At 31.0% G+C, this 21,743-nt stretch carries 20 protein-coding genes and 1 pseudogene; 15 read left to right on the plus strand and 6 right to left on the minus strand.

Annotated elements, in window-relative coordinates; translation table 11 throughout:
* Window position 1: 1 nt before the first annotated feature.
* The 3 genes from JQN76_RS08530 to opp4C are packed head-to-tail and all read left to right on the plus strand — an operon-like array spanning window position 2 to window position 2,830.
* A complete protein-coding gene (locus JQN76_RS08530) occupies window positions 2–982 on the plus strand; it encodes an ABC transporter ATP-binding protein (RefSeq protein ID WP_000427769.1) in 981 nt (326 codons plus the stop codon).
* Complete coding sequence (gene opp4B, locus JQN76_RS08535; protein WP_000239820.1) at window positions 975–1,937, plus strand: oligopeptide ABC transporter permease; 963 nt, start codon at window positions 975–977, stop codon at window positions 1,935–1,937. Before JQN76_RS08530 ends, opp4B begins: the two co-directional genes overlap by 8 nt.
* An 11-nt stretch (window positions 1,938–1,948) precedes the next feature.
* Entirely contained in the window at window positions 1,949–2,830 is an 882-nt protein-coding gene (gene opp4C, locus JQN76_RS08540; protein ID WP_001180280.1) for an oligopeptide ABC transporter permease, read from the plus strand.
* 41 nt (window positions 2,831–2,871) lie between these two features.
* Here opp4C and trpS read toward each other — a convergent pair whose 3' ends face one another.
* Window positions 2,872–3,861 (minus strand): tryptophan--tRNA ligase, encoded by a 990-nt coding sequence (gene trpS, locus JQN76_RS08545; protein ID WP_000448943.1) that lies wholly within the window; start codon window positions 3,859–3,861, stop codon window positions 2,872–2,874.
* A 294-nt stretch (window positions 3,862–4,155) separates the two neighbouring features.
* Here trpS and spxA point away from each other — a divergent pair, with 294 nt between their 5' ends.
* From spxA to pepF, 4 genes are all read left to right on the plus strand, one after another.
* On the plus strand, window positions 4,156–4,551 hold the full coding sequence (spxA, locus tag JQN76_RS08550; protein WP_000258003.1) for a transcriptional regulator SpxA: 396 nt from the start codon (window positions 4,156–4,158) through the stop codon (window positions 4,549–4,551).
* A 370-nt stretch (window positions 4,552–4,921) separates the two neighbouring features.
* On the plus strand, window positions 4,922–5,641 hold the full coding sequence (gene mecA, locus JQN76_RS08555; RefSeq protein ID WP_001217728.1) for an adaptor protein MecA: 720 nt from the start codon (window positions 4,922–4,924) through the stop codon (window positions 5,639–5,641).
* A 120-nt stretch (window positions 5,642–5,761) separates the two neighbouring features.
* Window positions 5,762–6,748, plus strand: coding sequence for a competence protein CoiA (locus JQN76_RS08560; RefSeq protein ID WP_000959292.1), 987 nt, complete (start codon window positions 5,762–5,764; stop codon window positions 6,746–6,748).
* A gap of 47 nt (window positions 6,749–6,795) precedes the next feature.
* Window positions 6,796–8,604, plus strand: coding sequence for an oligoendopeptidase F (gene pepF, locus JQN76_RS08565; protein WP_000082725.1), 1,809 nt, complete (start codon window positions 6,796–6,798; stop codon window positions 8,602–8,604).
* A gap of 459 nt (window positions 8,605–9,063) precedes the next feature.
* On the opposite strand, the gene yjbH is transcribed toward pepF, so the two are convergent.
* From yjbH to JQN76_RS08580, 3 genes are all read right to left on the minus strand, one after another.
* Window positions 9,064–9,870: a protease adaptor protein YjbH gene (gene yjbH, locus JQN76_RS08570; protein ID WP_000896697.1), complete on the minus strand. Its 807-nt coding sequence runs from the start codon at window positions 9,868–9,870 to the stop codon at window positions 9,064–9,066.
* A gap of 22 nt (window positions 9,871–9,892) precedes the next feature.
* Window positions 9,893–10,258: a truncated hemoglobin YjbI gene (locus tag JQN76_RS08575; RefSeq protein ID WP_000214070.1), complete on the minus strand. Its 366-nt coding sequence runs from the start codon at window positions 10,256–10,258 to the stop codon at window positions 9,893–9,895.
* Between the two features lie 103 nt (window positions 10,259–10,361).
* Window positions 10,362–10,955 (minus strand): CYTH domain-containing protein, encoded by a 594-nt coding sequence (locus tag JQN76_RS08580; protein WP_000224612.1) that lies wholly within the window; start codon window positions 10,953–10,955, stop codon window positions 10,362–10,364.
* A 185-nt stretch (window positions 10,956–11,140) separates the two neighbouring features.
* Between JQN76_RS08580 and JQN76_RS08585 the strand changes: the two genes are divergently transcribed.
* The 7 genes from JQN76_RS08585 to fabI all read left to right on the plus strand — a co-directional run bounded on the left by JQN76_RS08585 (window position 11,141) and on the right by fabI (window position 18,125).
* Window positions 11,141–11,488, plus strand: coding sequence for a UPF0738 family protein (locus JQN76_RS08585; RefSeq protein ID WP_001242102.1), 348 nt, complete (start codon window positions 11,141–11,143; stop codon window positions 11,486–11,488).
* Between the two features lie 16 nt (window positions 11,489–11,504).
* Window positions 11,505–12,140, plus strand: coding sequence for a GTP diphosphokinase (gene yjbM / locus JQN76_RS08590; RefSeq protein WP_001077683.1), 636 nt, complete (start codon window positions 11,505–11,507; stop codon window positions 12,138–12,140).
* A gap of 16 nt (window positions 12,141–12,156) precedes the next feature.
* Window positions 12,157–12,966, plus strand: a complete 810-nt coding sequence (locus JQN76_RS08595) for an NAD kinase (RefSeq protein WP_001270834.1) — start codon at window positions 12,157–12,159, stop codon at window positions 12,964–12,966.
* Window positions 12,963–13,817: an RluA family pseudouridine synthase gene (locus JQN76_RS08600; RefSeq protein WP_000669934.1), complete on the plus strand. Its 855-nt coding sequence runs from the start codon at window positions 12,963–12,965 to the stop codon at window positions 13,815–13,817. Before JQN76_RS08595 ends, JQN76_RS08600 begins: the two co-directional genes overlap by 4 nt.
* A 20-nt stretch (window positions 13,818–13,837) precedes the next feature.
* Window positions 13,838–15,223, plus strand: coding sequence for a magnesium transporter (gene mgtE / locus JQN76_RS08605; protein ID WP_000062407.1), 1,386 nt, complete (start codon window positions 13,838–13,840; stop codon window positions 15,221–15,223).
* A 9-nt stretch (window positions 15,224–15,232) separates the two neighbouring features.
* Entirely contained in the window at window positions 15,233–17,077 is a 1,845-nt protein-coding gene (locus tag JQN76_RS08610; RefSeq protein WP_000395153.1) for a monovalent cation:proton antiporter family protein, read from the plus strand.
* A gap of 277 nt (window positions 17,078–17,354) precedes the next feature.
* A complete protein-coding gene (fabI, locus tag JQN76_RS08615) occupies window positions 17,355–18,125 on the plus strand; it encodes an enoyl-ACP reductase FabI (RefSeq protein WP_000933195.1) in 771 nt (256 codons plus the stop codon).
* Window positions 18,126–18,321: 196 nt separating this feature from the next.
* On the opposite strand, the gene cozEa is transcribed toward fabI, so the two are convergent.
* The gene (gene cozEa / locus JQN76_RS08620; RefSeq protein WP_000933105.1) at window positions 18,322–19,407 is read right to left on the minus strand and encodes a lipoteichoic acid biosynthesis protein CozEa; all 1,086 of its coding nucleotides are present in this window, start codon (window positions 19,405–19,407) and stop codon (window positions 18,322–18,324) included.
* A gap of 341 nt (window positions 19,408–19,748) precedes the next feature.
* Here cozEa and JQN76_RS08625 point away from each other — a divergent pair.
* Window positions 19,749–20,339, plus strand: a pseudogene (locus JQN76_RS08625) (alanine:cation symporter family protein); the annotation flags it as partial.
* Between the two features lie 72 nt (window positions 20,340–20,411).
* On the opposite strand, the gene JQN76_RS08630 reads toward JQN76_RS08625, so the two are convergent.
* Window positions 20,412–21,731, minus strand: coding sequence for an ISL3-like element IS1181 family transposase (locus tag JQN76_RS08630; RefSeq protein ID WP_001808146.1), 1,320 nt, complete (start codon window positions 21,729–21,731; stop codon window positions 20,412–20,414).
* Window positions 21,732–21,743 lie beyond the last annotated feature (12 nt).

Consider the following 21,743-nt stretch of genomic DNA (forward strand, 5'->3'; position numbering starts at 1 on the left):
AATGGAAAATATTTTAGAAGTCAACCAAATAAAAAAATACTACAAAATTAAAACTGGATTATTACAAAAAACTCAGTACGTTAAAGCTGTTGATGACGTATCGTTTTCAATAAAAAAAGGACAAACTTTTGGATTAGTAGGAGAATCGGGTTGTGGTAAGTCAACGTTAGGTAAAGTGATTATCAGGCTTGAAGATGCAACTTCAGGCTCAATAATTGTTAATGGTGAAGATATAACAAGATTACAAGGTAAAAAACTCAGAAAATCACGACAACAATATCAGATGATATTTCAAGATCCGTATGCATCATTGAATCCGATGCAAATGGTTGGAGATATCATTTCAGAACCTATTTTAAATTATAAAAAATTGCCAAAAGAAGAAATAAAAAAAGAAGTACTATATTTATTAAAATGTGTTGGCCTAAGTGAAGATGCATATTATAAATATGCACATGAATTTTCAGGTGGACAGAGACAAAGAGTGGGAATTGCAAGAGCATTGGCTTTGCGTCCGAGTTTAATTGTTGCTGATGAGCCTGTAAGTGCATTAGATGTATCTGTTCAATCTCAAGTACTGAATTTATTAAAAGATTTACAAGAACAATTTAACTTAAGCTATTTATTTATCGCACATGATTTAAGTGTAGTAAAACATATAAGTGATGTCATTGGAGTTATGTATTTAGGTCATATAGTTGAAATCGCATCTGATAAAGAAATTTATGAAAATCCCAAACATCCATATACAAAAGCGTTGATTTCATCAATACCACAAATTGATAAACATAATAACAATAGAATTATATTAAAAGGAGAATTACCTTCGCCAAGTAATCCGCCGCAAGGTTGTCCTTTTCATACAAGATGTCCGATTGCAAAAGATAAATGTAAAGAAAATATACCACAATTAAAGGACATTGGTGATGAACATCAAGTTGCTTGTTTTTATGTAAATAAAGTAGGTGATTTAAATGGTTAAATTAATATTAAAGAGATTAGGTTTAATGATTCCGTTACTAATTTTAATTTCTATTGTTGTATTTTCATTAGCTATCATTCAACCAGGAGATCCATTTTCAGATTTACAAAACGGAAAAATAAAACAAGAAGCGATAAATGCACAAAGGGAAAAGTTAGGCCTCAACGACTCTATATCACATCAATACATTAGATGGGTCAATCATGTTATACATGGTGATTTAGGGGAGTCAATCAAATATAAAAGGCCGGTAATTGATGTTATTGAGGAAAGAATTCCAAATACAATATTACTCGGTGCTATGTCATTAATTATTACTTATATTATCTCATTTGCTTTAGGAATAACGTCAGGTAGATATTCTTACAGTTTGACTGATTATACTGTGCAAATATTTAATTATTTGATGTTAGCTATTCCATCTTTTATTGCGGGAGTATTTGCAATTTTTATTTTTTCTTTTGAATTACAATGGTTTCCGTTTCAAGGTTCTGTTGATATTAACCTTAAAGAAGGTACTTTTGAATATTATATGAGTAAAATTTATCATACATTTTTGCCTGCATTAACTTTAGGATTATTATCTACTGCTGGTTATATTCAATATTTACGTAATGATATTATTGAAAATTCTAAAAAAGATTATGTATTGACGGCAAGGTCAAAAGGATTATCTATGAATAAAATTTATAATAAACATATATTGAGAAATTCTTTAATACCTATTATTACATTTTTAGGTGCTGATATTGTAAGTATTTTAGGTGGAGCTGTGATTACTGAGACTATCTTTTCATATAACGGTATCGGTAAATTATTTTTAGAATCGGTAATAGGTCAAGACTATCCATTAATGATGGCATTAACGTTGTTTTTCTCATTTTTAGGTTTACTGGGTAATTTGATTTCTGATATTACTTATGGATTTATAGATCCAAGAATTAGAAGTAACTAGGGGGGATTGGAATGCAAAATAAGTCAAAATCGCCTTTTAAAATTGCATTGTCTAGATTTATTCATAATAAAATTGCAATGTTATCGATTATTTTTTTATTAATCATAACTATTGTATCAATTATAGCGCCATTAATAGCTCCTTTTCCAGTGAACCAACAAGATTTATTAAATATAAAAGGTGAAATGACAGCACAAAACATTCTTGGTACAGACTCTGGTGGTAGGGATAACTTTAGTCGTTTGTTATATGCAGGTCGTATTTCATTATCCATTGGAATTACATCTACAATAGGAATGCTTTTGATTGGAATTACAGTTGGAGTGATTTCTGGTTATTTTGGAGGTATTGTTGATACATTATTAATGAGAATAACCGAATTTGTTATGTTATTTCCATTTTTAATATTTGCAATTGTATTAAATGCTGCACTTGGAGATAAAATTAAAAATCCTTATGGATCTGCCATAATTCTTGTTCTAGTTATTATCGTATTAAGTTGGGGAGGTATTGCAAGACTTGTTCGTGGTAAAGTACTTCAAGAAAAAGAAAATGAATACTTTTTGGCAGCAAAATCAATTGGTACACCCACATATAAAATTATTTTGAAACATCTTTTGCCGAATATATTAAGTGTAGTTATCGTACAAGCAACATTGTTATTTGCCGGTATGATTGTAGTGGAATCAGGATTGAGCTTTTTAGGATTCGGAATTAGTAAAGCAATACCATCTTGGGGTAATATGTTGAGTGATGCTCAAGAAGGGGATGTTATAAGTGGTAAACCGTGGATATGGATGCCACCTGCTATAATGATTACATTAACTATATTAAGTATAAACTTTGTAGGGGAAGGGCTTAAAGATGCTTTTAATCCTAGAGGTAGACGTTAAATAATAAAAGAGGCACTAGTTAATTCTAGTACCTCTTTATTTTATCTCTTACGTCCTAAACCCATCGCTTTTTCCATTTTTTTGACAGTTTTAAATGAAACTTTGTGTGCTTTATCTCTACCTTGATCTAAAATATCATCAAGTTTATCTGAGTTATAGAAACTTTCGTATTTTTCTTGGAATTCTACTAAAAATGCTTTAACTATTTCAGCAAGGTCACCTTTAAATTTACCATAACCTTCCCCTTCATATTTTGCCTCAATATCTTTAATTGGCATGTCGGTTAATCCAGCGTATATTGAAATTAAATTTGTTATACCTGGCTTGTTGTCACGATCAAATTTAATAATACCATCTGAATCAGTTACTGCGCTTTTAATTTTTTTAGCAGCAACATTCGGCTCGTCCAATAATGAAATGAAGTTTTTAGCATTATCATCACTCTTACTCATTTTTCTTGTTGGGTCTTGTAAACTCATGACACGGCCACCAACTTTAGGCATACGAATTTCAGGTTTCACAAGCACATCATTATAGCGACTATTAAATCTATCTACAAGATTACGTGTTAATTCCATATGTTGCTTTTGGTCATCACCAACAGGAACAATATTAGTGTTATATAAAACTATGTCTGCTGCCATTAATGGGGGATATGTTAATAATCCAGCTGGAATACCTTCCACTGACTTTTGAGATTTATCTTTATATTGTGTCATACGCTCTAATTCTCCAACAGAAGCTATAGTTGTTAACATCCATCCAGCTTGAACGTGCGCAGGAACTTCAGATTGAATAAATAGTGTTGCTTTGTTTGGATCTATACCTGAAGCTAGATATATTGCTGCTAATTGTCTTGTTTGTTTACGTAATTTCAAACGATCTTGTGGCATTGTAATTGCATGTTGATCAACGATACAGAAATAACAATCATAGTCATTTTGCACATCAACAAATTGTTTTAATGCACCAATATAATTTCCAATAGTAGGAATTCCACTAGGTTGAATGCCTGAAAATAATGTCTCCATTTAAATGCCTACTTTCTTAGTAATATTTTAATAATTATCATTATAACAGTATTTCTTAAAAATGTAAGATGTGTTAGAATATACGTATAACTTACTACTAACAAAGGGATTAATAATCTTTTTTATAAGTGTAGAAACTTATCTGAAAAATTAGGTTTTTCTCATTTAATTTTAATGTTAGATAGTTATAATAAATAGTAACGATTAAGAATTTTAGAAAAAAATGTTTTTTCTTGATCTATAACTAAATTTTAAGTAATGAATTTTATTCATTCAAATAGGAGAGTGAGATGTATGGTAACATTATTTACTTCACCAAGTTGCACATCTTGCCGTAAAGCGAAAGCATGGTTACAAGAACATGACATTCCGTATACGGAGCGTAATATTTTTTCTGAACATTTAACAATTGATGAAATTAAGCAAATATTAAAAATGACTGAAGACGGTACTGATGAAATCATTTCTACACGTTCTAAAACATACCAAAAATTAAATGTTGATATTGATTCACTACCATTACAAGACTTATATTCAATCATTCAAGATAATCCTGGCTTATTACGTCGTCCAATTATTTTAGATAATAAACGACTACAAGTTGGTTATAATGAGGACGAGATTCGACGTTTCTTACCTAGAAAAGTTCGTACGTTCCAATTACAAGAAGCACAACGTATGGTTGACTAATAACCATTTAACTATGTGTCATACTTTACTAAAAGATATGTCAAGCAACACTATTTCTATAGTGTTGCTTTTTTGGTTTTAATTTTACAATAATTGCTTAGTATCTTTTAAATCAAATGTGCAATTGTTAATATAGCTCTATATTAGAGTGTTTTGGATGAAACATTTGCTATGATAAGGTAAAATTAAATTAAGAAAGTGCTTTAATGCTTTAACTGTATAAATCATTTAAATAGTTTTGCTACAACGAATATGTTATTATAAGTTACCAAAATATTTTAGAGAAAGAAATCAAACAAATAAATTGTATTTTGTTTGATGCTTTAATACAATGTGGATACTATTCATCGACTGTAAGGAGTGAGATGATATGAGAATAGAACGAGTAGATGATACAACTGTAAAATTGTTTATAACATATAGCGATATCGAGGCCCGTGGATTTAGTCGTGAAGATTTATGGACAAATCGCAAACGTGGCGAAGAATTCTTTTGGTCAATGATGGATGAAATTAACGAAGAAGAAGATTTTGTTGTAGAAGGTCCATTATGGATTCAAGTACATGCCTTTGAAAAAGGTGTCGAAGTCACAATTTCTAAATCTAAAAATGAAGATATGATGAATATGTCTGATGATGATGCAACTGATCAATTTGATGAACAAGTTCAAGAATTGTTAGCTCAAACATTAGAAGGTGAAGATCAATTAGAAGAATTATTCGAGCAACGAACAAAAGAAAAAGAAGCTCAAGGTTCTAAACGTCAAAAGTCTTCAGCACGTAAAAATACAAGAACAATTATTGTGAAATTTAACGATTTAGAAGATGTTATTAATTATGCATATCATAGCAATCCAATAACTACAGAGTTTGAAGATTTGTTATATATGGTTGATGGTACTTATTATTATGCTGTACATTTTGATAGTCATGTTGATCAAGAAGTCATTAATGATAGTTACAGTCAATTGCTTGAATTTGCTTATCCAACAGACAGAACAGAAGTTTATTTAAATGACTATGCTAAAATAATTATGAGTCATAACGTAACAGCTCAAGTTCGACGTTATTTTCCAGAGACAACTGAATAACGATATTAATTAAGCAACGCACTATGAAAGGAGACTCTTTGGAGTCTCTTTTTTTATTGATTTCAAAAGCTGAAAAAGTAATAGTAGTTAAACTTACGTGTAATATTTTGAGGTGAAGATATGTTAGTAGCTTTAAATGAAGAAAAGGAACGTGTGTTAGCAACTACTGCATTGAGAAAGACACAATATTTTTGTCCGGTGTGTGGCAAGCAAGTTATTTTAAAGCGTGGGCTCAAAGTAATTAGTCATTTTGCACATAAACATTTAGCGGAACAAAAATGTTTTAATAATGAAACGATTAAACATTATAAAAGTAAATTGATTTTAGCACAGATGATACAGCAACAAGGATTTAAAGTAGAGATAGAGCCATTTTTAAAAGAAATAAAACAAATTCCGGATATTTTGATTAATAATAAATATGTTATTGAGCTACAGTATTCGCCAATTCCTTATAAACAGATTCTTCAACGAACGGAAGGTTTAAAGAAAATGGGATATAAAGTAAGTTGGTTATTAAATGATGTTGATTATTGTCATAATAAAGTGAAGTTCAATCATTTTCAAAGTATGTTTATTAATCCATTCACTCGAAAACTTCATACGTTCAATTTAGAGAAAAAACAAATAATGATGTTTCAACAAATACAATATTTAGGCGGGCACAAATATGTCGCTGAAAAAAGAAATGCCAAAATTAGTGAGTTGTTTAATGAGGCGCCTTGTGATTATCATGCTGTTTATAAATTATCAAAGTTCGCAATTAATCAATATATCAAATATTGTCGCTGGCAAAATTCTGTTTTAGAACCCACTTTAAGTGCAATGTATCAATTACAGTTAACTGATCAAGAAGTAGTGCACAATTATGGTTATATTTTTCCAGAGCAAATTTATATTAAAAATCATCCTATTGAGTGGCAATTACAAGTTGATTTATGGTTAAAGAATGGAAAAAGCAAATTAGTAAATGACAATCTTAATTATTTTAAACTGAAAAAATTTATTGTTGCTCTAGAAAGTAAAACAGCAATTATAGAAAAACTTATTAACAATTATTTAAATATTTGTTCAGATAAAGGTAATGACGTGCAAATTTTGTTCTAAAATGAGAAAATTATATCAATTATATTTTATTAGGAGGTTTACTACATATGAGTCAACAATTATCGAGAGAAGAACAGGAACGTAAATATCCTGAATATACATGGGACTTAACAACAATTTTCAAAGATGATGAAGCTTTTGAGGCTGCATTTAAAGAAGTTGAAAATGAGTTAGGCAAAGAAGAACAATTTAAAGGACACATTGGTGATAGTGCTGAGACATTATACAATGCGTTAGAATTAGAAGATACATTAGGTACTAAATTAGAAAAAGTATATGTATACGCGCACCTAAAACAAGACCAAGATACAACGAACGACAAGTATACTGGTATGGAGTCAAGAGCACATCAATTAATTATTAAATTTAGCTCGGCATGGAGTTTCTTAGTGCCAGAGATTTTACAAATTGATGAAGATAAAATTCAATCATTTGTAAATTCATATGATAAATTACAAAAATTCGCATTTGATTTGAAGTTGATTAATGAAAAACGTCCTCATATTTTAGATGCTGAAACTGAAAAGTTATTAACAGAAGCGCAGGACGCGTTATCAACGCCATCAAATGTATACGGTATGTTTAGCAACGCTGATTTAGTATTTGAAGATGCGATTGATAAAGATGGAAATGCACACCCGTTAACACAAGGTACATTTATTAAGTATTTAGAATCAGATGATCGCAAACTAAGAGAAAGTGCTTTTAGAAATGTATATAAAGCATATGGTGCTCATAATAATACGCTTGGCGCTACGCTAGCAGGTGAAGTGAAGAAAAATGTATTTAATGCTCGTACACACAATTACAAAACTGCAAGAGAAAAAGCATTGAGTAATAATCATATTCCAGAAAATGTATATGACAATCTAGTAAAAACTGTACATAAATATTTACCATTGCTACATAGATATACTGAATTGCGCAAAGAATTGCTAGGTTTAGATGACTTGAAAATGTATGATTTATATACACCATTAATTAAAGATATTAAGTTTGAAATGCCTTATGAAGAAGCTAAAGAGTGGATGTTAAAAGCTTTAGAACCAATGGGTGAAGAATATTTAAATGTAGTTAAAGAAGGCTTAAACAATCGTTGGGTCGATGTCTATGAGAATAAAGGTAAACGTTCAGGTGGCTATTCATCAGGTGCACATTTAACTAATCCATTTATTCTACTTAACTGGTCTAATACTATTTCAGACTTATACACATTAGTTCATGAATTTGGGCATTCAGCACATAGTTACTTCAGTAGAAAATTCCAACCGTCAAATTCTAGTGACTACACTATTTTTGTCGCTGAAGTTGCATCAACTTGTAACGAAGCACTTTTAAGTGATTATATGGATAAACATCTTGATGATGAAAAACGCTTATTATTATTAAACCAAGAATTAGAACGTTTCAGAGCTACATTATTCCGACAAACAATGTTCGCAGAATTTGAGCATAAAATTCATGCAATTGAAGAAGCAGGTGAACCTTTAACACCAACTAGAATGAATGAAGAATATGCCAAATTAAATAAATTATACTTCGGTGATTCTGTAGAAACTGATGAAGATATTAGTAAGGAATGGTCACGTATTCCACACTTCTATATGAATTATTATGTATATCAATACGCAACTGGTTACAGTGCAGCTCAAAGCTTAAGTCATCAAATTTTAACAGAAGGTAAGCCAGCAGTAGATAGATATATTAATGAATTCTTGAAAAAAGGTAGCTCAAATTATCCAATTGAGATATTAAAAAATGCTGGTGTAGATATGACAACACCTGAACCAATTGAACAAGCTTGTGAAGTTTTTGAACAAAAATTGAACGCTTTTGAAAAATTAATGAAAGCTTAGTACTATTGTATTCGCTTACATTATGAACAGATTGTGACAATTTAAATTAAGTACTATTAAAAGGTTGAAATGGTAGAGATAGCATGTTATATTATGAACATGAAATTAATCACATAACAAACATACCCCTTTGTTTGAAGTGAAAAATTTCTCCCATCCCCTTTGTTTAGCGTCGTGTATTCAGACACGACGTTTTTTTATGTTCTTTTTTAATAAGAGGGAAGTGAAGTTGTATAAAAATGTATTAAATATGCACTTTTTATACATTAACGATTAATATAAGTCTATTATGTACCAAATTTATAATTTGTATAATTTTCGAACTGGTTAAATTCGGAAAATATCACTAATATATTTAGATCGATGTGTAACATTACGTTCTAATAATTTAATGTTGCAAAATTAAGAGTCAGTAAAAAGACCTCGTTACATTTATGGTGTACGAGGTCTTTAATTTATTTATTTTGATTTGATTTTAGGCATTTTAGATTTCCAGAAATCGCCATCTGGATATTTAAGTTTTTCAATTTTTTGTTGAATGGCTAACTTCTTTAACTCTTTGTTTAAAAGTTTTTCTGGCCATTCATAAATAGTAAGTAATTCTTCCATCGTTACAAGTTGTTGTTGCTGTATATAAGTTTCTAATTTAGGAGGAAGATTCTTTTCGATAGGTTTACCCATCAATTCATTAATTATATAAGTATAGATGTGATATGGGTATAATCCTTCGACTTTTAAACCTTCTTCATGAACATCTTCACTAAAGAAAACGAGAGAAGGGGCTTGTTCGATTTCCATTTCTCTTGCAATATGCAAATCAATTTTCAAGCTTTCGGTTAGTTTACTTTTTTGTAAGTCGTCTTTAAATACTTCTAAATCAATACCTGCATTTTGAATACAGTCACAAATCATTGATTCTGTAATAATATCTCTTTTAGGTATGATTTCATTTTGCATTAAATGTATAAATCGTTCGGCACGTACACGACCTTGTAACTCAGCTGCTTTATAAGCTAGGGCGATGTTATCAAAGTTGGATGTACTTTGAGCTTGGCATTTCGTTAATACTTTTAACGAAGGATTTAATATATGTCTGATACGTATATATTGATTATATTCAATTCTTAATTTGGATAAGATTGCTGATAATTTGAAGCAATCGGAGCTAAATGGATCGAAAAATGAATAAATTTCGATTTTACTTACAGGTGATAGATTAATATCTTCACGACTCTTATTTTCCATTATTCGTAATTCTCCAGCCATGTTTATTCACCTACAATTAATTTTAGGAATTCACCATATGATTAGCAGTTAATCTTAAGCGCTCAAATAAATAATCTCCAACACCTTGTGGAAACGCAGCGCGATTAATTGCTGTCTGCATATTTTCTAACCATGCATCTCTTTCAAATTCAGTGATTGTAAAATCCATATGTCTTTTTCTTAGCATAGGATGTCCGTGTTCTTCGGTATAAATGTTTGGACCGCCCAAAAACTGTGTTAAAAATTGTTTTTGTTTACGACTTGTTTCTGCAAAATCTCCTGGAAACAGGTGATTAAGTCGTTCATCTTTTTCTACAAGGGTGTAAAAATAATCAATCATATCGTATAACGCTTCTTTACCAATGATGTCATATGGTGTTGTTGTCATTTAATCACCCATTTTCAAAAATTTACTGTTACGAACTTAAGTTAATATATAACTAATATAACATGATTTTAAACATTTGAAAGAAATATGCATATTTGCCAATTTAATTTATATTGTTTGAAAGTGTTTCTTTTTTCTTGAAAAAACGTTGAACTTTATTTAAAGGTTGATGATGTTCGAGGTTTAGTTCGTTTAATAAAGATTGGAACTTTTGTAAACCTTGATTATAGTCTTTAACTTCGAACTCTAACTCATAATCCGTAGTATCGAAATACTCACTTTTATCTAAAACGAGTAAATCACCTTTATATTTAGTTTCTTGGCGATATGTCGTTAATGCACCAAGTATTGATAAAGTTGTATCCTTTACACCAAACTGTTCAACTATAATTTGACGAATGTCATCTGGAAGATTGTCGTTTGAAATAATCAAGTTCATCTCTGGTTTAATGTCGACGATATAGTTGTATTCTAATAGACCAACCTTTGCTGGTGTCTTTAAAGTCATTTCATATTGATTGTCTTTAACTCTTATGCGTAGTGCAGAGCGATGTTCCTTTAATTTGAAATCGGGTGTATCAATATAGTAATTGATTTGCTTAAAAAGCACACTGTCTTTAAAATATTTCTCTTGCAATTTATTATAGATTGATGCAGTTATCATTTGTTTAAATTCTATTTCATGATTTGTTGCCATGATATGTATACACCTCGTATCAAATTCAATTTATCTTAACTATATTATGAATGACAAAGTTGAATTTTAAAAGCAATTTCCTTTATCTATTATCAATGTTAATTTGACCATTAAAAATAGTGTTCGTAAGTGTTTTGTATTATTGAATTGTGTTAAAATGTTATGGAATAAGAGGAGGATTAAGCATGCGTTTATATATTAATGAAATTAAAATTAAAGATGACATACTTTATTGTTATACAGAAGATTCTATTAAAGGATTATCTGAAGTAGGACAAATGCTCGTTGATAGTGATAATTATGCCTTTGCGTATACATTAGATGATGGTAAAGCGTATGCTTATCTCATTTTCGTACAAGAAACATGGACGATGTTGCATGAAAACATGACTAAAAAAATTATTATCAATGATGAACTAGAATTGACTGAATTCCACCAAGAACTTACTTATATTTTAGACAACATAAAAGGGAATAATAATTATGGTAAGGAATTTGTTGCAACCGTTGAAGAAACATTCGACATTGAATAAAGCGGGGTGAAGCACTATGAATCAATGGGATCAGTTCTTAACACCTTATAAGCAAGCGGTTGATGAGTTGAAAGTGAAACTTAAAGGCATGCGCAAACAATATGAAGTTGGTGAACAAGCGTCGCCAATAGAATTTGTTACTGGTCGTGTTAAACCAATCGCTAGTATTATAGATAAGGCAAACAAACGACAAATACCATTTGATAGGTTAAGAGAAGAAATGTACGATATCGCTGGTTTAAGAATGATGTGCCAATTTGTTGAAGATATTGATGTTGTCGTCAATATTTTAAGACAAAGAAAAGATTTTAAAGTAATTGAAGAACGAGATTATATTCGTAACACTAAAGAAAGTGGTTACCGCTCGTATCATGTCATTATTGAATATCCAATTGAAACATTACAAGGCCAAAAATTTATATTGGCTGAGATTCAGATTCGTACATTAGCAATGAATTTCTGGGCAACGATTGAACATACTTTACGATATAAATATGATGGTGCTTATCCGGATGAAATTCAACATCGTTTGGAAAGAGCGGCAGAAGCAGCGTATTTACTTGATGAAGAGATGTCTGAAATTAAAGATGAAATTCAGGAAGCTCAAAAATATTACACGCAAAAACGTTCTAAAAAACATGAAAATGATTAACGAGGTGTTATAAATCATGCGTTATACAATTTTAACTAAAGGTGACTCCAAGTCTAATGCCTTAAAGCATAAAATGATGAACTATATGAAAGATTTTCGCATGATTGAGGATAGTGAAAATCCTGAAATTGTTATTTCAGTTGGTGGTGATGGTACATTACTACAAGCATTCCATCAGTATAGCCACATGTTATCAAAAGTGGCATTTGTTGGAGTTCATACAGGTCATTTAGGATTTTATGCGGATTGGTTACCTCATGAAGTTGAAAAATTAATCATCGAAATTAATAATTCAGAGTTTCAGGTCATTGAATATCCATTGCTTGAAATTATTATGAGATACAACGACAACGGCTATGAAACAAGGTATTTAGCATTAAATGAAGCAACGATGAAAACTGAAAATGGCTCAACACTTGTTGTGGATGTTAACTTAAGAGGGAAACACTTTGAGCGATTTAGAGGCGATGGATTATGTGTATCAACACCTTCGGGTTCAACGGCTTATAACAAAGCGCTAGGTGGCGCACTGATACATCCTTCACTTGAAGCAATGCAAATTACAGAAATTGCCTCAATAAATAATCGTGTGTTTAGAACGGTAGGATCACCACTTGTATTACCAAAGCATCATACATGTTTAATATCACCAGTTAATCATGATACCATTAGAATGACGATAGATCATGTTAGTATCAAACATAAAAATGTTAATTCAATACAATACCGTGTAGCAAATGAAAAAGTGAGGTTTGCACGTTTTAGACCATTCCCATTCTGGAAACGTGTACACGATTCTTTCATATCAAGTGATGAAGAACGATGAAATTTAAGTATCATATATCACAACAGGAAACTGTTAAAACTTTTTTAGCACGACATGATTTTTCTAAGAAGACAGTGAGCGCCATTAAAAATAATGGCGCTTTAATTGTTAATGATGAACCAGTCACAGTGCGTAAGCAATTAATGCCAAATGATATATTAGAAATTCATTTACCACGAGAAATACCGAGTGTTAATTTAATACCTTATGCTCGTAAGCTAGAAGTATTGTATGAAGATGCTTTTATCATCATAGTTACTAAACCAAACAATCAAAATTGTACACCTTCGAGAGAACATCCTCATGAAAGTTTAATCGAACAAGTACTATATCATTGTCAGGAACATGGTGAAAATATTAACCCACATATTGTTACGCGTCTAGATCGTAATACAACTGGTATTGTGATATTCGCTAAATATGGACATATCCATCATTTATTTTCTAAAGTAAACTTGAAAAAAATATATACTTGCCTTGTATATGGTAAAACCCATACATCTGGTATTATTGAAGCTAATATTAGACGGTCAAAGGATAGTATTATAACTAGAGAAGTTGCCTCGGATGGTAAATACGCTAAAACATCTTATGAAGTAATAAATCAGAATGATAAATACAGTTTATGCAAAGTTCATTTGCATACGGGACGTACACATCAAATTCGTGTACATTTTCAACATATTGGGCATCCAATTGTGGGAGATTCTTTGTATGATGGTTTTCATGACAAAATTCATGGTCAAGTACTGCAATGTACGCAAATATATTTTGTTCATCCAATCAATAAGAACAATATTTATATTACAATTGATTATAAGCAATTACTTAAATTATTCAATCAACTCTAATTCACACAGGGGGTGTAAGTATGTCAATGAACACAGATGAAAAAGAGCGTGTTCAAGAGGAATTATATGATGAGACATTATTAGATCAATACTTAGAAAATGATGATATTGATCAATTTAGAGATGAATTTCTAGCATTACACACATATGAACAAAGTGAGTATTTTGAAGATACTACCGATGAAAATAGACAAAAGATTTTTCAATATTTATCACCTGAAGAGGTTGCAAATTTCTTTGATCAATTAGATATTGATGACGATGAATATGAGTTGCTATTTGATAAAATGAATGCGACATACGCAAGTCACATATTAGAAGAAATGTCATACGATAATGCAGTAGATATTTTAAATGAGTTGACTAAACCAAAAGTTGCTAGTCTTTTAACATTGATGAATAAAGATGACGCGAATGAAATCAAAGCATTACTTCACTATGATGAGGATACGGCCGGCGGTATTATGACGACGGAGTATTTATCACTTAAAGCGCATACGCCTGTTAAAGAAGCGTTATTATTGGTCAAAGCGCAAGCGCCAGACGCAGAAACAATATATGTTATATTTGTCGTTGATGATGATGGTAAATTAGTAGGTGTTTTATCACTAAGAGATTTAATTGTAGCTGAAAATGATGCTTATATTGAAGATATTATGAATGAACGTGTCATTAGTGTGAATGTAGCAGACGACCAAGAAGATGTTGCTCAAGTTATGAGAGACTATGATTTCATGGCTGTACCTGTTATAGATTACCAAGAACATTTGCTTGGTATCATCACGATTGATGATATTTTAGACGTTATGGATGAAGAGGCTAGTGAAGACTACTCTCGTTTAGCCGGGGTATCAGATATCGATTCGACTAATGATTCAATCATTAAAACAGCATTAAAACGTTTACCATGGTTGATTATTTTAACATTTTTAGGAATGATTACTGCGACAATTTTAGGGAGATTTGAAAAAACATTAGAAAATGTAGCGCTACTCGCAGCGTTTATTCCTATTATTAGTGGTATGTCAGGAAATTCAGGTACACAATCTTTAGCCGTTTCAGTTCGTAACATTACGACAGGGGAAATTAATGAGCAAAGTAAATTTAGAATTGCATTAAGAGAAGCGGGAAGTGGTGTATTATCGGGCGTTGTATGTTCAACAATATTATTTACAATTATTGTTGCAATATATCATCAGCCACTTTTAGCATTAATCGTTGCAGGAAGTTTAACTTGTGCGATGACGGTGGGGACGTTTGTAGGTTCGATGATTCCATTATTGATGAATAAATTAAATATCGATCCAGCAGTGGCTAGTGGACCATTTATTACAACAATTAATGATATTATTAGTATGTTGATTTATTTTGGTTTAGCTACATCATTTATGGCTTACTTAATTTAAGGAGGAGTTATGGAGTTTTTATCTTTAGTTATTGTTGTTTTAGCAGCGTTTTTAACTCCAATAATTGTCAATCGATTAAATATTAATTTCTTGCCAGTTGTTGTTGCAGAAATTTTGATGGGGATTGTGATTGGAAATTCATTTCTAAATATAGTAGAAAGGGATTCAATTCTAAATATTTTATCAACGTTAGGCTTTATCTTTTTAATGTTTTTAAGTGGTTTAGAAATTGATTTTAAAGCTTTTAAAAAAGATAAACGCGCACGTCAAGGACAAAATGATGATGAATCCTCAATTCCAGGGCATCTTAATCTAGCGTTAACTGTATTTGCATTTATTATGATTATTTCGATTCTTTTAGCGTATGTATTTAAATGGCTTGGATTAGTGGATGATGTGTTATTAATGGTCATTATCATTTCAACTATTTCCTTAGGCGTAGTTGTTCCAACTTTAAAAGAAATGAATATTATGAGAACAACTATAGGGCAATTTATCCTATTAGTAGCAGTACTTGCGGACTTAGTAACTATGATTTTATTAACGGTCTATGGCGCAATCAATGGTCAAGGCGGCAGTACAATATGGTTAATAGGTATATTAGTTGTTTTCACAGCAATTTCATATATTTTAGGTGTTCAATTTAAAAGAATGTCATTTTTACAAAAATTGATGGATGGTACGACGCAAATCGGTATTCGTGCGGTATTTGCATTAATAATATTATTAGTAGCCCTAGCAGAGGGAGTTGGCGCAGAAAATATATTAGGTGCATTCTTAGCAGGTGTCGTTGTTTCATTATTAAATCCAGATGAAGAAATGGTTGAAAAGTTAGACTCATTTGGTTATGGGTTCTTTATTCCTATTTTCTTTATAATGGTTGGTGTAGATTTAAACATACCTTCATTAATTAAAGAACCGAAATTACTAATTATCATACCGATTTTAATCGTTGCATTTATCATTTCAAAATTAATTCCAGTCATGTTTATTCGACGTTGGTTTGATATGAAAACAACGATTGCATCAGCATTTTTATTAACATCAACATTATCGCTCGTGATAGCTGCAGCCAAAATTTCAGAAAGATTAAATGCTATTTCAGCTGAAACGTCAGGTATATTAATTTTAAGCGCAGTCATTACATGTGTATTCGTTCCGATTATTTTCAAAAAACTGTTTCCAGTTCCAGATGAGTTTAACCGTAAAATTGAAGTTAGTTTAATTGGTAAAAATCAATTAACGATTCCTATAGCGCAAAATTTAACATCTCAGTTATATGACGTGACATTATATTATCGCAAAGACTTGAGTGATCGTCGTCAATTGTCAGATGATATCACGATGATAGAAATTGCTGATTATGAACAAGATGTTTTAGAACGACTAGGTCTGTTTGACCGAGACATAGTTGTTTGTGCTACGAATGACGATGATATTAACCGAAAAGTTGCTAAATTAGCCAAAGCACATCAAGTTGAGCGTGTCATTTGCAGACTTGAAAGCACAACGGACGATACAGAGTTAGTTGATTCAGGTATTGAAATTTTCAGTAGCTACTTAAGTAATAAAATCTTATTAAAAGGTTTAATTGAAACACCTAACATGTTGAATTTATTAAGTAATGTTGAAACGTCACTATATGAAATTCAAATGTTAAATTATAAATATGAAAATATTCAATTACGTAATTTCCCATTCGGAGGAGACATCATCTTCGTGCGTATTATCCGTAATAATGAGTCGATTGTTCCGCATGGAGATACACAATTGCGATATGGAGATCGCTTAATTGTTACCGGTGCTAAAGAATACGTTGATGAATTGAAGCAAGAGTTAGAATTTTATTTTTAACAATAATGATATTAAAATGCAGACGTATTTTAGTACGACGTAAAATTAATGATTTTAAAATGCTAGTATGTATATGATTTTGATAAATAAATGCTTTTTACGTAAATCAAGTTTGATACAGAAAGGACTAAATCAAACATTTATCGTTGTAATACGTTTAAATAACTTTATTAAAAAGTCATAATAGTGTTAAAATGTATTGACGAATAAAAAGTTAGTTAAAACTGGGATTAGATATTCTATCCGTTAAATTAATTATTATAAGGAGTTATCTTACATGTTAAATCTTGAAAACAAAACATATGTCATCATGGGAATCGCTAATAAGCGTAGTATTGCTTTTGGTGTCGCTAAAGTTTTAGATCAATTAGGTGCTAAATTAGTATTTACTTACCGTAAAGAACGTAGCCGTAAAGAGCTTGAAAAATTATTAGAACAATTAAATCAACCAGAAGCGCACTTATATCAAATTGATGTTCAAAGCGATGAAGAGGTTATTAATGGTTTTGAGCAAATTGGTAAAGATGTTGGCAATATTGATGGTGTATATCATTCAATCGCATTTGCTAATATGGAAGACTTACGCGGACGCTTTTCTGAAACTTCACGTGAAGGCTTCTTGTTAGCTCAAGACATTAGTTCTTACTCATTAACAATTGTGGCTCATGAAGCTAAAAAATTAATGCCAGAAGGTGGTAGCATTGTTGCAACAACATATTTAGGTGGCGAATTCGCAGTTCAAAATTATAATGTGATGGGTGTTGCTAAAGCGAGCTTAGAAGCAAATGTTAAATATTTAGCATTAGACTTAGGTCCTGATAATATTCGCGTTAATGCAATTTCAGCTGGTCCAATCCGTACATTAAGTGCAAAAGGTGTGGGTGGTTTCAATACAATTCTTAAAGAAATCGAAGAGCGTGCACCTTTAAAACGTAACGTTGATCAAGTAGAAGTAGGTAAAACAGCGGCTTACTTATTAAGTGACTTATCAAGTGGCGTTACAGGTGAAAATATTCATGTAGATAGCGGATTCCACGCAATTAAATAATATCATTCAACAGCTTTGTTCACGTTATCATATATGTGAGCAAAGCTTTTTTGCTTTTATAATAATCGGACTGATGGAAAATTATTTGATATTTCATCTGACTGATTTTTTTTATGCACAAAAAAATCTCCTCAAAAGCTGTAGTTTCAACTTTTGAGGAGATAGTATCTTATATTCTTAAAAGACATCCACAGAATTAGTCCTTAACATTACTGTTTGCTTTATCAATAATGCGTTGGCGGTATTTGAAAATATTACTAACAACCGTTTTAAGTACAGCATATAATGGCACTGCAATCAGAACTAATGTAAAGCCACCTAAATCTCCTGCTGCTAAAATAACAACGATAATTGTTAAAGGATGGATACTTAAAGATTTACCCATTACATTTGGCGTAATGATATTACCTTCAAGTTGGTGTGCAATTAATGTAATGATACAAACCCATATAAATGTAGTAGGACTATCTATAATACCGAGTATTGCTGCAGGTGCAAATGATAACCATGAACCTAAGAAAGGAATTAAGTTTGCGACACCAGCAAATAGAACTAATAAAGGAATATATGGTAAGTCAATAATTGAATAACCGATATATAAGAATATACCTAAAATAACACTGACAGTTACTTGACCTTGAATGTAAGATTTTAATGTAAAGTTTAAATCAGTTAATAAATCTACGAAAAATACTTTACGTTCACCTTTGAAAAATTTAGCAACAGCTGGGATAAATTTTTCATGGTCTTTTAACATATAAATTAAGAAGAATGGAACCATAATCAATAAGAAGATGGTTGAAATTAATGATGTAATGTACTGTAATGAATTAGATAAAATATTAGTAACGCCATCACCCATTGATTTAACCATATTTGTAATTCTACTTGTTACATCTTCAGGTAATTTATCCATTTGAGCTAGTGCGAATTTAATAATTTGCTCTGCTTCTTTTTGTAGGGCAGGTGTCTGACTAATTAAATTGTTGATATTTGAAATGATGATTGGTGCAACAAACGCAACAATTAAGCCGATAATAGCAAACAAAGCTAACATGATTGTTGTTATACTAGCCCATCTTGGAAAACCGACTTTTTCAAGTAAGTTTTGAAAAGGTAGACAGATATAAAATAAAAAACCACTAATTAAAAATGGAAGAAATACAGAACCGATGATTGTAGCTATTGGAGTAAATACTTCGTGCACTTCCATAAATAGTTTGATGAGAATGAACAGCATAATCAGAGCGATGCCAGTTCGGAACCAAACCTTGTTTAACATAAACGATGTTCCTCCTATTTTTCTAAACTTAGTTATTATTTAGTATATCCTAAATAGCAGTGCTTAAAAAGGTTAATATTTTTTAAATATACTTAAATTAACCATTCACTTTCTATTTTAAGATATTTACTTTCAATAGTTTGTGAGACTTTTCAATGACTCGTAAGTCTGCAATTGGATCAAACAGCACCAGTTTATATGAATAACTTATTTTAATATTAAACGTGTTTAAATAATGAAATGATCATATTAATATTTATAAGAATATTCTGAAAAATATATTGAAGTGTCTCGTGCTTAATCGTATAATATTTTTATGTTTAAACAATAGGGGGAATCTTATGATTGAAAAATTAGTAACCTTTTTAAATGAGGTTGTTTGGAGTAAGCCATTAGTTTATGGTTTGCTAATTACTGGTGTGCTATTTACATTGCGTATGCGATTTTTTCAAGTTAGACATTTTAAAGAAATGATTCGATTAATGTTTCAAGGAGAGAAGTCTCCTAATGGTATTTCAAGTTTTCAAGCGATAGCCATGTCTTTAGCAGGCAGGGTTGGTACAGGTAATATTGTCGGTGTATCTACTGCAATATTTATAGGAGGACCTGGTGCAGTATTTTGGATGTGGATTACTGCGTTTTTAGGTGCAAGTAGTGCTTTTATTGAATCTACACTTGGTCAAATATTCAAGAGAGTTGAAAATAATGAATACCGTGGTGGACCAGCGTATTATATTGAATATGGTATTGGTGGTAAATTTGGTAAAATTTACGGAATTATCTTTGCTATTGTTACGATTATCTCAGTAGGTCTATTGCTTCCTGGTGTGCAATCTAACGCTATAGCAAGTTCTATGCATAATGCGATTCATGTTCCACAATGGTTAATGGGTGCTATTGTTGTAGTTATTTTGGGATTAATTATTTTTGGGTTCTCCACCAAATGTGGTGGGTATATAATTTAAAGAACTATTTTTAAAATACAACTTTTAGAGTTTTTATTATTAGGCGGCCAGTCCATTATTGGGCTTGGTTGTCTTCTTTTTTTCTCCTTTGTACAAGCTGAAAATCATCATTATACGTGCTTTAAAGTTGTTGAAATTTCTGTAACCAAAAGAAATTCGCTTGATTAATTTTATCTTATTATTAATTCCTTCTATAGCACCATTATTAAATGCTGGGTAATAAATTGTATTTCTTAACATCCTTTGATGTTTTCTATAATATTTAACCGCTTTCCATACACCCTTACTCACAGACTTTTTACTAACTGAATTTAAACGATTAATAAATTTAGGCCAATTACATAACCTTAGGTCTTTTCGTAATCCTTGGACAAGTTCGTAGGAGTGTCGTAGTATATCGTCTTTTGAAAGCATGAATTCTACAATGTCAGATGAGCGTTTATAAGCCTTAAAAGATTTATTCCATCTGTATTTACTAAATATGGTTTTACTAGTATCCATCAATAGGACTTTCCAGTTATTCTTAAAAATTGTATAATCAGGTCCTTTTTTATTACGGTATTCATTCATAACTTGTACACGATACTTATTAAGTTCTCTATTTAAATGTTGAACGATATGGAATCTGTCAAAAATAATAGCTGCATTAGGAAATAGGTCGCGAAATAATCGGACATAGGGTTCATACATGTCAATAGTAACCGTCTTAACTTGTTGTCGATTTTTTAAATCGAATCGCTCGAAATAGGCACGCAAGAATCTTGTAGTTCTATTTTCTAAAATATCTATAACATCATGAGTATCATTATCTATAAAAATGAAACTCATTGATCCAGTTACATTTTTAACGCTTTTAAATTCATCCATAGCGATGTGTTCTGGCAAACAATTAAAGGGTTTAATTCGTAATGAATTAGCCGCTTTAGTTCTAATACGACTTACAGTAGATGGAGAGATACAGTTATCTTCTGCAGTATCAATCTCTGTTTTAACTTTAGTAGCTTCTTCTATAACTTTTTGAGTAACACATCTTGAGATAAAACACGACTCATCAACAATTGACGTTTTAGCAGTAAAAGTGCCATTGCATTCTAAGCATTTAAAACGTTGTTTAGCTAAGTTGAGGTATGTGTTATACCCTTGAGTTTTAAGTAAAGTAATACGAGAAACACGCTTACCATGTTTATGAATTTGTCCTTCATTTTTAACTCCACAACAATAACAGGCCGAAGGCTTATACGTTAGTACAGCATTAACCACTGTTGCTTTTTTTCCTTTGATAATGACGTCAATTTCTTGGTTTATATATTTTATATTTTCATCTTTTATTCTTAGTAATTCTAAGGTATCATTACACATAGGCGCACTTGT

This window comes from Staphylococcus sp. SM3655 (assembly GCF_016917315.1).
Lineage (GTDB): Bacteria > Bacillota > Bacilli > Staphylococcales > Staphylococcaceae > Staphylococcus > Staphylococcus aureus.